The organism is Flavobacterium bizetiae (assembly GCF_902804475.1).
In the GTDB taxonomy this organism is placed as follows: domain Bacteria; phylum Bacteroidota; class Bacteroidia; order Flavobacteriales; family Flavobacteriaceae; genus Flavobacterium; species Flavobacterium bizetiae.
In genome coordinates, this window is the sequence record NZ_CADCSU010000099.1 from 39,687 (window position 1) to 51,886 (window position 12,200).

At 35.3% G+C, this 12,200-nt stretch carries 8 protein-coding genes and 1 tRNA gene; 7 read left to right on the forward strand and 2 right to left on the reverse strand.

The features are described from left to right. Positions 1-63 precede the first annotated feature (63 nt). Together FLACOL7796_RS13175 and FLACOL7796_RS13180 are read right to left on the reverse strand one after the other, a co-directional pair. Positions 64-2,304 (reverse strand): hypothetical protein, encoded by a 2,241-nt coding sequence (locus tag FLACOL7796_RS13175; protein WP_173971233.1) that lies wholly within the window; start codon positions 2,302-2,304, stop codon positions 64-66. A 249-nt stretch (positions 2,305-2,553) separates the two neighbouring features. Further along, positions 2,554-2,671 (reverse strand) — tRNA-OTHER (locus FLACOL7796_RS13180). Positions 2,672-3,310: 639 nt separating this feature from the next. Here FLACOL7796_RS13180 and FLACOL7796_RS13185 point away from each other — a divergent pair. The 7 genes from FLACOL7796_RS13185 (at position 3,311) to FLACOL7796_RS13215 (ending at position 12,121) form a co-directional block, all read left to right on the forward strand. Continuing rightward, entirely contained in the window at positions 3,311-3,925 is a 615-nt protein-coding gene (locus FLACOL7796_RS13185; protein WP_173971234.1) for an HD domain-containing protein, read from the forward strand. Positions 3,926-4,417: 492 nt separating this feature from the next. Next, complete coding sequence (locus FLACOL7796_RS13190) at positions 4,418-5,455, forward strand: helix-turn-helix transcriptional regulator (protein ID WP_173971235.1); 1,038 nt, start codon at positions 4,418-4,420, stop codon at positions 5,453-5,455. A gap of 221 nt (positions 5,456-5,676) precedes the next feature. After that, entirely contained in the window at positions 5,677-6,135 is a 459-nt protein-coding gene (locus FLACOL7796_RS13195; RefSeq protein WP_173971236.1) for a MarR family winged helix-turn-helix transcriptional regulator, read from the forward strand. Positions 6,136-6,203: 68 nt separating this feature from the next. Beyond that, positions 6,204-8,594, forward strand: coding sequence for a 3-hydroxyacyl-CoA dehydrogenase/enoyl-CoA hydratase family protein (locus FLACOL7796_RS13200; RefSeq protein WP_173971237.1), 2,391 nt, complete (start codon positions 6,204-6,206; stop codon positions 8,592-8,594). A gap of 4 nt (positions 8,595-8,598) precedes the next feature. Further along, a complete protein-coding gene (locus FLACOL7796_RS13205) occupies positions 8,599-9,780 on the forward strand; it encodes an acetyl-CoA C-acyltransferase (protein ID WP_173971238.1) in 1,182 nt (393 codons plus the stop codon). A 129-nt stretch (positions 9,781-9,909) separates the two neighbouring features. Continuing rightward, positions 9,910-10,275, forward strand: coding sequence for a four helix bundle protein (locus FLACOL7796_RS13210; RefSeq protein ID WP_173971239.1), 366 nt, complete (start codon positions 9,910-9,912; stop codon positions 10,273-10,275). Positions 10,276-10,315: 40 nt separating this feature from the next. Continuing rightward, entirely contained in the window at positions 10,316-12,121 is a 1,806-nt protein-coding gene (locus tag FLACOL7796_RS13215; RefSeq protein ID WP_173971240.1) for an acyl-CoA dehydrogenase family protein, read from the forward strand. Positions 12,122-12,200: the final 79 nt, after the last annotated feature.

The following is a 12,200-nucleotide window of genomic DNA, read 5'->3' on the forward strand; positions in this document are numbered from 1 at the left end:
CAAAGCAGTGCGCCTCTACAAAAACCTTAGAACCTCAGAAACTTAGTCCCTCAGAACCTTTCCTTAATCAATTAATAATTGCGTAACTGCCACGGCATTTATCGCCCATTTTGCATCGTAAACCTCATCAGCATTTTGATCTTCGGTGATGGTTAAACCTTGAGCTTCCGCTTTAAGTTGTAACAAACTACCAATATTCAATTTGCTGCTTAATTTTGCTAATAATGCCTGAACTCCTTTAAAATCCAAACCACCTACAACCTGACCTCCGAAAGTCATCTCTAACCAAACGATTTCTCTTTTGGCTACATTCAACACTCCAAAAACCAAACCTTTGGCAACATTTTGCGTTACACGAACCTGATGATCTACACACGACGGATCGTATGCAACTCCAGATTTTTCCGAAATTTTCATCGGGTGTTTGCTGTTCATCCAACCTACAACAAGATTTGGCGTAATACTTCCGTTGCTATATGCATTGCAAGTAAAAGTTACAAATTTTGCTTTGGCTTTCGCTAATTCATCAATGTTGATGTTGATATATTCAGCCGTCCCCACTTTACTCGGAATGCTTCGGATATCACCGCTATGCTGACAACCTGTTGTGGTTAATCGGCTGAAAGAACAAACATCAGCTTTATCTTCATAAGCGATATGACAGCTCAAATCCATATCTAAATGCTGTGCCGGCAAATCTTTACCCCATTGCATAAACAATCGCACTTCGTTTCCTTCAATCGGGAAACGTGTTCCCATTAAAGCAACTGGCAAATCCTGAACGGTTTCGCTTCGATCTCCTATAGAAACTGGAATGTTAAACAATTGCGGATCGATATAGATTGTTTTGTTGGTATTAGCAACTGCAGCAAATCGTTTTTTCATCGCCAAAAGACACAACGCTTCGATTTGATTTTTCATCACCTCTAGTTGATCTTCATCGTACAAATTCAATAATGCATTTGGAGCAATTCGTTTGTTGGTTCCGCCTAAAGGTTTCACACTTCTTTGCATGTTTTTATCAAAATAATTTTGAGCATACATATTCAATGTAAATACCAATCTTGCCGGAACTTTATCTATTATTTCTGTAAAATGTGCCACAGTTTCGTCTGCACCAAACCATAGCATGTTTGAGAATAACGAACGTGCAAACAATCCTGGACGTTGTTTTAATAAGGCGAATGTTTTATCGGCATCAAATTTTAATCTTGACTTGTTTACTTTGCTTTGCCAAACATCATAGACTTGGTTGTAGAATACATCCATTAAAAAATTCAATTTCTCAAATCCTTTTCTTTTACTGTATTCTGCCAAACGCAACGCTCGGATAAAACGAACCCACATTCCTCTTTTTGGATGCATGGTTTCGCACATTGCTTCAACTTCCATATCCATATTGTTCAACCAGTTTGCCACCATTAAACATTCTTTTCGGGAATATTTTAGTTTCAAATCATTTGTTGATGCAATTCTGGCCTGAACGCTTGTATCTAAAACATTGTATAAATGCTGAGCATTTTTTGATGTTCTTTTGATAATTGTTTTTGGCTCGATAATCTGAAGCATTCCTGTGTTTTTATACCATAAATATCGTAAGATATCGGTTGGTGTTTTCAAAAACTGAGACGCTTCGGCTTCTTTACCGTTTTCGATCAAAAGATCAATTACAAGCATTAAAGTTTCCTTCATTGCAACATCCGTTTTTGGTAAAGGCAAATTTTTCATCACCATTTTCAAACTATCTACTTGCGTAGCGTCTAAAGCGGTTTTAGATTGCAATAACGATATATAGAAATCATTTAAATCTTTTTCTGACCACAATTCAAGAACTTTCAATTTACCTCTTTGTCCGAATTTTTCGATTTTCCAGAATTCAAAAGGAGTTCCGCAGAATGGACAACCATTGTATCTTTCTAACGGAAAAGTATTATCTGGGATAATATGTCCGCATTGCAAAGTCGTTCCGCTTTTTATATTCAAAACATTCCAAAAATACGTGACAACATGATCTAAAACAGATTCTCCTGTTGGTACATTCCATTCTTTTACCAATGGTGTCCAATTTTTATCTGTTCCTAAAACTTCTCTCAAAACTTCTAAAACTTCAACTTTATAATTTGGGTTCACATTGTTTAAAGCATGTAATAATGATTCAGAAAATGTAAATCCAAGTTTTGAAACATTGGCTAACAAAACTGAAGTTGTTCCTGATAAATTTTTAACGTCATTCGTAATCATTTCTGATGGAATGAAAATAGCATTTTGACGTAAACTGATTTTTAATAATTCTTTTGTTTTCATTTTTTTTAATTTTTAAAATTTAGATAATTGCGTTTCTGAGTTCTACCTAAAAGATTTTTGAAGTAAGAAACACTTGACCTTAAATTTGAGTGTAATGAATTAGCTGTTTCAAAGTGACAGTTTGGTGGGTTCCCCCAAGAAGTAAGCTAATTTTGACCCTCTTTTTTATTAATGATGATTTTAAAACTTGCCGGACTCGAACCGGAGTTACCAATTGTCTTGAAGTAAGTTTTAATTGACCATTAATAGTGAAGCAGATGGGATTCGAACCCACGACCCGGACATTAAAAGTGTACGAAGTAAGTTTGGATTGACCTTTTAAGGATAATTTCAAAACTACCTGCTCTAACCGCTGAGCTACTGCCTCATGATAATTGAATAAAAAGGTAATGATGTAAGTGTGTACGTGGAAAGTTTTCGAAGTAACTCAAACTTGACCTGTTTTATTCTTTATTTTTATTTCTATGAACGTTTGTTTTTATTTCCTGAACAAAGATTTCTAAACTAGTGCGCAGTTATTTTGCGCAGTTAAATTTTGTTTCATTTTTTTAGAAATACTATTTGTTTTATTTCCTGAACAAAGATTTCGACACTACTACGCAATTATTTTGCGCAGTAAAAAAAGAATTCTATATTTGAGTAAATATTGATTTAATAAAATTGCGTAAATCCCTTTATCGACGGCATATTTTTAGCGTTTTAAATAAAGTAAATAAAATTCTAGAGGGATAGACATATTTATAGTTTTAGATAGAAACAAGAAAGTCCCAGAGGGACGACATATTTATAGCCATTTTCAATAATGCATTATTAAGAGCCCCAGCGGGGTGACATATTTATTGGCCAACGTAAAAACCGAAGTGTCGCTCCGCTGGAGCTTTTGATTCTTTTTCTAATAAATTGCTATAGATATTCCGCTCCGCTGGAGCTTGATACTGAATAATGTAAAATTGGTTATAAATATTACGCCCTTTTGGAGCTTTCATCAGATTTAAATAAAAACAACATGAATTTAAACCAAATTTATTCTGAATTACTTTCGAATATTGGCTTTTCAGCAAATGATATTCAACAAAACTGGCTGGAATTAGAAAAGGCATATTCTGGTAAATCAAGACATTATCATAATTTGACGCATATTGCAGCAATGATTGAGAGTTTTGAAACGTATCGTGATAAACTTAATAAGCCAAACGAAATATTGTTTTCTATTTTTTATCACGACTACATCTATAAAAGTTCTAAAAAAGACAACGAACTCAAAAGCGCTGAATTTGCTTTGTCGATTTTACCTGAAAATATCTCATTTGATCGCCAATTGGTTTTTGATGCGATTTGTGCTACACAACAACATCAGCATAATATATTAGAAGATATTAATTGGTTAATTGATTTTGATTTGAAGATTCTCGCCCGGGATTGGGAAGATTATAAAATCTATTTCGAACAAATTAGAAAAGAATACGGCATTTATCCTGATTTTCTATACAAACCCGGAAGAGCGAAAGCTTTAAAACATTTTCTTGAGAATGAATTTATTTTTCAAACCGAGGAGTTTAGAAATTTATATGAAGAGAAAGCCCGGGTTAATATTGAAAAAGAGATTTTATTGTTGACGTAGATATTAATGGCGTAAAGGCGCGAAATTTTTATTTCTCGCAGATTGAGCAGATTGAGCAGATTTTTTACGATTTAATCTGCGCAAATTTTAACGATGTTAAACCCGACAGGTTTTAAAAACCTGTCGGGTTTGTCAAAGATGCCAAAAAACAGATTTTCTATTGACATTTGTATATTGTAGAGACACAGCAGTGCGTCTACGCAACGAATGTCCGTAACTATTGGTTCATCTAAATTTGAATAAATTGGGGTTACGTGGTGTTAGACGCACTGCTGTGCGTCTCTACGGAAAATTGGAATGGAAAATTGAAATGGGAAATTAGAACGGAAAATTGAAATCAAAAAATCATTTTTTAATATTATAAAAACGAGATATCATTATTAGCGGTATGCGTGAGGGATAGAGGCGATATGCTTTTGTGAAGTGGAACGAAACAAAAGATAAAGCCGAAAGCCCGATTCGCCGCGGCGAACACGCCCAAAAACATAAACTATGTCACAAAACAAAAATGCCTTAATACGGTACAAAACCATTGACAAATGCTTGCAGAATAAATACAGGCAATGGACGCTGGAGGATTTAATCGAATGTTGTTCTGATGCTTTGTTTGAATATGAAGGTCGTGAAAACCCGATTAGTAAACGAACGATTCAGATGGATATTCAGCTGATGCGAAGTGAAAAACTAGGTTATAATGCGCCAATTGTCGTGTATGATAAAAAATATTATAAATATGAAGATGATGAGTTTTCCATAACGGATATTCCGCTGACGGAAACGGATATGAATGTTTTGACCGAAACGGTTTCGATGTTGAAACAGTTTAAGGATTTCTCTTTATTTAATGATGTATCAGATATTTTGCAGCGACTGGAGGATAAAATCTACGCGGAGAAATCGCATACCAAACCGGTTATTTATCTGGATAAAAATGAAGGATTAAAGGGTTTGCATTATCTGGATGAAGTGTATCAGGCGATTATTAAGAAGATTGTTTTGGTGATTACTTACAAATCATTTAAATCGAGAGAAGAGGCTAAGTTTCATTTTCATCCTTTTATATTGAAGGAGTTTAATAACAGATGGTTTTTGGTAGGAAAGAAAAAGGGCTCTGCTCCTATTACCAATTTGGCTTTGGATCGAATTATTAGTATTGATTATGATTTTAATCTGCCTTATTTAGAGGAAGATTTTGATGCTGAGTTATTTTATAAAAATGTAATTGGTGTTACGGTGAATTCCGGTTTACAGCCCAGAAAAATCGAATTGTGGATTGATGCCGTAAATGCGCCTTACGTTATTACCAAACCTTTGCATCATACACAAAGACTAATTAAGGAAAATGAGGACAAAAGTATTATCGTGCATTTGTTTATTTCGCCCAATTATGAAATGGAACGCATACTGTTAGGTTTTGGTGATGGTATTGAAGTTATCAAACCGGAAAATCTACGAAATCGTATGAAAAAAATCCTTGAGAAGGCTATTTCGCGCTATGAAGCCGAAGACAAGACTGAATTAAACGCATAATTTTTTACAAAATATAGGATTTTATCTTAAATTAAAACCATAAAACGATTTTTACAGCATCAATTTTGTTAAAATCTCAAAAAAGAATAGTATATTTCAATTAAAATTAAACCATAAACCACTCTAAATCAGAGATATTTTTTTACTAACCAAAAATTTATCATAAATTAATATGCATGCATAGTATTTTTTGATTATATTTGAAATCGATATAGTTACATATGAAAGAGAAAACAATAGATTATATTTTGCGAGCTACCTGGCAAGCTGTATCAAGAATGTACAATGAAGAAGCTGCTAAATACGATGCTACAATGGCGACGGGATTTGCACTTTTGAGTATTGACAAGGAAGACGGAACTCCGTCTACCGCATTAGGGCCAAGAATGGGAATGGAAGCTACGAGCCTGACGAGAACATTGAAATCGATGGAAGACAAAGGTTTGATTGTTCGAAAGAAAAACCCAACGGATGGTCGCGGTGTTTTGATATACCTAACCGATTTTGGGAAAGAAAAAAGAGAGTTATCTAAAAATACGGTTCTGAAATTTAATGAAACGATCAGAAAACATGTTTCGGATGAAAAATTAAACCATTTCATAGAAGTTTCTGAAATCATCAACGAATTAATTCAGGACAAGAATATATTTAATCAAACAGAAAAAATAGAAAATGAATAATATCACTTCATAGTAATGAAACGGTTTATTTCAAATTCAAAAAAAACAAAAACAAATATTAACGACTTATGAAACGCACAATTAAAAAAGTTGCTGTAATTGGATCCGGAATTATGGGTTCAGGAATAGCTTGTCATTTTGCCAATATTGGTGTTGAAGTTTTACTGCTTGACATCGTACCCCGCGAGTTGACAGAAGCTGAAACTAAAAAAGGATTAACGCTTGAAAGTAAAGTTGTTCGCAACCGTGTAGTAAACGAGCACTTGGCGAATTCATTAAAATCGAAACCGTCTCCTATTTACAGTCAAAAATTTGCCAGCAGAATTACAACTGGAAATACAACTGATGATATGGCAAAAATTGCCAATGTTGATTGGATTATCGAGGTTGTTGTAGAGCGTTTGGATATCAAAAAATTAGTTTTTGAGCAAATCGAGAAATTCCGTAAACCGGGAACTTTGGTTACTTCAAACACTTCTGGTATTCCAATTCATTTTATGAGCGAAGGAAGAAGCGAAGATTTTCAACAACACTTCTGCGGAACTCACTTTTTTAACCCTGCGCGTTACTTAAAGTTGTTTGAAATTATTCCTGGTCCAAAAACTTCAACTGAAGTATTGGATTTCTTAAACGAATACGGTTCTAAATTTTTAGGAAAAACATCTGTTGTTGCTAAAGATACTCCGGCGTTTATTGGAAACAGAATTGGTATCTACGGAATCCAAAGTTTATTCCACTTGGTAAAAGAAATGGGATTAACAATTGAAGAAGTTGATAAATTGACTGGTCCGGTAATTGGTCGTCCAAAATCGGCTACTTTCCGTACGGTTGACGTGGTTGGTTTAGATACTTTGGTACACGTTGCCAATGGTATTTATGAAAACTGCCCTACTGACGAACAACACGAATTGTTTAAACTTCCTGATTTCATCACAAAAATGATGGAAAACAATTGGCTAGGAAGCAAAACTGGACAAGGTTTTTATAAAAAAGTAGATAAAGATATTCTTTCTTTAGACTTAGATACATTAGAATACCGCGCTGCTAAAAAAGCAAATTTTGCTACGCTTGAATTGACTAAAACTATCGATAAACCTATCAACCGTTTTAAAGTTTTGGTGAAAGGAAAAGATAAAGCGGGAGAATTCTACCGTAAAAGTTTCGCCGGAATGTTTGCTTATGTGTCAAACAGAATTCCTGAAATCTCAGACGAATTATTCAAAATTGATGATGCGATGAAAGCTGGTTTTGGATGGGAAAATGGTCCATTCGAAATTTGGGACGCGATTGGTGTTGCCAATGGAATCGAAATCATGAAAGCAGAAGGTCTTGAACCAGCTGCGTGGGTTACTGAAATGTTGGCTTCTGGAAGCGAAAGTTTCTATTCTGTAAAAGAAGGAGCAACTTATTTCTATAACATTCCAACAAAATCACAAGTTAAAGTTCCTGGACAAGATTCATTTATTATCCTAAACAACATTCGCGAAAGCAAAAAAGTTTGGAGCAATAGTGGTGCAATCATTGAAGATCTAGGAGACGGAATCTTGAATTTAGAATTCCAATCTAAAATGAATACAATTGGTGGCGACGTTCTACAAGCTATCAATAAAGCAATCGACTTATCTGAAAAAGAATATCAAGGTTTAGTTATTGGTAATCAGGCAGCGAATTTCTCTGTTGGTGCTAATATCGGAATGATCTTTATGATGGCGGTTGAGCAGGAATATGATGAATTGAACATGGCAATCAAAATGTTCCAGGACACTATGATGCGCGTTCGTTATTCTTCGATTCCAGTTGTTGTTGCCCCTCACGGAATGACTTTTGGTGGTGGATGCGAAATGAGCTTACATGCTGATAAAGTGGTTGCTGCTGCTGAAACTTATATGGGATTAGTTGAGTTTGGTGTTGGTGTACTTCCTGGTGGTGGTGGATCTAAAGAAATGGCTTTGAGAGCTTCAGATTTATTCCGCAAAAACGATGTGGAATTGAACGTTCTTCAAGAGTATTTCTTAACAATCGCAATGGCAAAAGTTTCGACTTCTGGTTATGAAGCTTTTGATACTGGACTTCTTCAACATGGAAAAGACGTTATTGTGGTAAACAAAGATCGTCAGATCGCTGAAGCTAAAAAACATGCTTTGTTAATGGCTGAAGCTGGTTATACGCAACCGATCAGAAGAACTGATGTGAAAGTATTAGGAAAACAAGCTCTTGGAATGTTCTTAGTTGGAACGGATCAAATGGAAGCTGGAAAATACATTTCTGAGCACGATAAAAAAATCGCTAACAAACTTGCTTACGTAATGGCTGGTGGTGATTTATCTGAAGCAACTTTAGTATCTGAACAATATTTATTAGATATCGAACGTGAAGCTTTCTTATCTCTTTGTACGGAGAGAAAAACTTTAGAAAGAATTCAATACATGTTAACCAAAGGGAAACCTCTTAGAAACTAAGAAAATGAAAACAGCATATATAGTAAAAGCATATAGAACAGCAGTTGGAAAAGCTCCAAAAGGTGTTTTTAGATTTAAAAGACCTGATGAATTAGCTGCAGAAACCATTCAGTTTATGATGGATGAGTTGCCTGATTTTGACAAAAAACGTATCGATGACGTTATGGTAGGAAATGCCATGCCGGAAGCTGAACAAGGTCTTAACGTTGGACGTTTGATCTCTCTTATGGGATTAAAAGTGGAAGATGTTCCTGGTGTAACAGTTAACCGTTATTGCGCATCTGGATTAGAAACTATCGGAATGGCAACTGCGAAAATCCAATCAGGAATGGCAGATTGTATCATTGCCGGTGGTGCAGAAAGTATGAGTTTTATTCCGATGGGGGGTTACAAACCAACTCCGGACTATAAAGTTGCTGCTGCAGGTCATGAAGATTATTATTGGGGAATGGGTTTAACTGCGGAAGCGGTTGCTAATCAATATAAAATTTCAAGAGAAGATCAGGATGAGTTTGCTTACAATTCTCATATGAAAGCCCTGAAAGCTCAAGCTGAGGGAAAATTCGACAAACAAATCGTTCCGATTACTGTTGAGCAGACTTTCATCAATGAAAATGGTAAAAAAGAAACTAAATCTTATGTTGTAAAACAAGACGAAGGTCCAAGAGCCGGAACTTCTGTTGCTGCTTTAGCTGGTTTAAGACCTGTTTTTGCTGCTGACGGAAGTGTAACTGCCGGTAACTCTTCTCAAATGAGTGATGGTGCTGCTTTTGTTTTAATCATGAGCGAGGATATGGTGAAAGAATTAAACCTTGAGCCAATTGCAAGATTGGTAAACTTTGCTTCTTCTGGTGTTGAGCCAAGAATAATGGGTATTGGTCCTGTAAAAGCAATTCCGAAAGCCTTGAAACAAGCTGGTTTAGAATTAAAAAATATTGACTTGGTTGAATTAAACGAGGCTTTTGCTTCTCAGTCTTTGGCTGTAATTCGCGAGTTAGGTTTAAATCCAGATATCGTAAACGTAAATGGTGGAGCGATCGCTTTAGGACACCCTCTAGGTTGTACTGGTGCTAAACTTTCTGTTCAGTTATTCGACGAAATGAAACGCAGAGGTAATAAATACGGAATCGTTTCAATGTGTGTGGGAACTGGGCAAGGTTCTGCGGGAATTTACGAGGTATTGTAGACTGCTTTTGAGAGGAAAGAAGCAAGAAGCAAGACTTAATTTTGGAATGAATATGTTATGAAAACAAAATTTTAAAAAGTAGTAAAAAACTTACTTTTAATTTTTCTTCTTATCTTGCCTCAAAAAAACATGAGACACAATTTTAAGAATTTGAAAATTTGGATTTTAGCTATGGAAATTACTAATAATATCTATAAATTAACTGCCACTTTTCCAAAATCAGAAACGTATAGCTTGACTAATCAAATGAATCGATGTTCTGTTTCAATGCCTTCTAATATTGCTGAAGGCTCAAACAGAGGAAATAAACATTTTCAGCATTATCTGAATATTAGTTTAGGTTCTTCATTTGAATTACAAACACAATTATTGATAGCTTGTCAAAACGACTATTTATCAAAAGAAAAAACAGAAGAAATAGAAAACAAAATAATTGAATTTCAAAAGATGACCACAGGTTTCATCAACAAGTTAGACTACAATCTTTCTTCTTGACTCTTGCATCTTAATTTAAAAACATACAAAAACAAAAGCAATGGCAGATACAATCGAAAAAAACGTAACCCGTGGTGGTCAGTTTTTAGTTAAAGAAACAAAGTGCGAAGATATCTTTACACCTGAAGATTTTTCGGAAGAGCAGTTAATGATGCGTGACTCTGTAAAAGAGTTCGTTGACAAAGAATTATGGGCACACAAAGATCGTTTTGAGAAAAAAGATTATGCTTATACTGAATCATCTATGCGTAAAGCTGGTGAACTTGGACTTCTGGGAGTTGCGGTTCCTGAGGAATACGGCGGATTAGGAATGGGATTCGTATCTACAATGCTGGTTTGTGATTACATTTCTGGTGCTACAGGATCGTTCTCAACTGCTTTTGGTGCTCATACAGGTATTGGAACTATGCCAATTACGCTTTATGGTACTGAAGAACAAAAGAAAAAATACGTTCCTAAATTGGCTTCTGGAGAATGGTTTGGAGCTTATTGCTTAACTGAACCAGGCGCAGGATCTGATGCTAACTCAGGAAAAACTAAAGCAGTTTTATCTGAAGATGGAACACACTACTCTATTACAGGACAAAAAATGTGGATTTCGAATGCAGGTTTCTGTAGCGTTTTCATCGTTTTTGCTCGTATTGGAGATGACAAAAATATTACTGGTTTCATCGTAGAAAATGATCCGTCTAACGGAATTTCTATGAATGAAGAAGAGCATAAATTAGGAATCCGTGCTTCATCTACTCGTCAGGTTTTCTTCAACGATACTAAAGTTCCTGTTGAAAACATGTTGTCTGAAAGAGGAAACGGTTTCAAAATTGCAATGAACGCTTTGAACGTTGGTCGTATTAAATTGGCTGCAGCTTGTTTAGATGCGCAACGTAGAGTTACTACAAATGCAGTTAAATATGCTAACGAAAGAATCCAATTTAACACTGCAATTTCATCTTTTGGAGCAATTCGTTCTAAATTAGCTGAAATGGCAACTAATGCATACGCGGGAGAAAGTGCTTCTTACCGTGCTGCAAAAGATATCGAAGACAGAATTGCTGCTCGTGAAGCAGAAGGAACTTCTCACCAGGAAGCTGAATTGAAAGGTGTTGAAGAATATGCTATCGAATGTTCTATTCTTAAAGTAGCAGTTTCTGAAGATGTTCAGGCTTGTGCTGACGAAGGAATTCAGATTTTTGGTGGAATGGGATTCTCTGAAGACACTCCAATGGAAAGTGCGTGGAGAGATGCTCGTATCGCTAGAATCTACGAAGGAACAAACGAAATCAACAGAATGCTTTCTGTAGGTATGTTGATCAAAAAAGCTATGAAAGGTCATGTTGATTTACTTGGACCGGCAATGAAAGTTTCTGAAGAATTAATGGGAATTCCATCTTTTGATACTCCAGATTTCTCTGAATTATTTGCTGAAGAAAAAGGAATTATCGCTAACCTTAAGAAAGTTTTCTTAATGGTTGCCGGAAGTGCTGTTCAAAAATACGGTCCCGATTTAGATGCTCACCAACAGTTATTAATGGCTGCTTCTGATATCTTAATCGAAATCTACATGGCTGAAAGTACAATCCTTAGAACTGAAAAATTAGCCAAAAATCAAGGTGAAGATAAAGTACAAGAGCAAATTGCTATGGCAAAATTATACTTGTATAAAGCAGTAGATATTGTAAACTCAAGAGGTAAAGAAGGAATTATTTCTTTTGCTGAAGGAGATGAACAACGTATGATGTTAATGGGTCTTAAACGTTTTACAAAATACACCAACAATCCAAATGTTGTAGCTTTGAGAGAGGTTATTACATCTAAATTAGTTGCAGAAAACGAATACTGCTTCTAATATAAAAATAGTTTTTAGCTTTTAATTTGTTTAAACCCGCACTTATCCGAAACAGTGCGGGTTTATTTTTTTCTACCAT

Bases quoted from the DNA above. Each gene is read 5' to 3' on its own strand.
- FLACOL7796_RS13210 (WP_173971239.1), top strand. From the start codon at position 9,910: ATGAGACACAATTTTAAGAATTTGAAAATTTGGATTTTAGCTATGGAA.
- FLACOL7796_RS13215 (WP_173971240.1), top strand. From the start codon at position 10,316: ATGGCAGATACAATCGAAAAAAACGTAACCCGTGGTGGTCAGTTTTTA.
- FLACOL7796_RS13200 (WP_173971237.1), top strand. From the start codon at position 6,204: ATGAAACGCACAATTAAAAAAGTTGCTGTAATTGGATCCGGAATTATG.
- FLACOL7796_RS13205 (WP_173971238.1), top strand. From the start codon at position 8,599: ATGAAAACAGCATATATAGTAAAAGCATATAGAACAGCAGTTGGAAAA.
- FLACOL7796_RS13195 (WP_173971236.1), top strand. From the start codon at position 5,677: ATGAAAGAGAAAACAATAGATTATATTTTGCGAGCTACCTGGCAAGCT.
- FLACOL7796_RS13175 (WP_173971233.1), bottom strand. From the start codon at position 2,304: ATGAAAACAAAAGAATTATTAAAAATCAGTTTACGTCAAAATGCTATT.
- FLACOL7796_RS13185 (WP_173971234.1), top strand. From the start codon at position 3,311: ATGAATTTAAACCAAATTTATTCTGAATTACTTTCGAATATTGGCTTT.
- FLACOL7796_RS13190 (WP_173971235.1), top strand. From the start codon at position 4,418: ATGTCACAAAACAAAAATGCCTTAATACGGTACAAAACCATTGACAAA.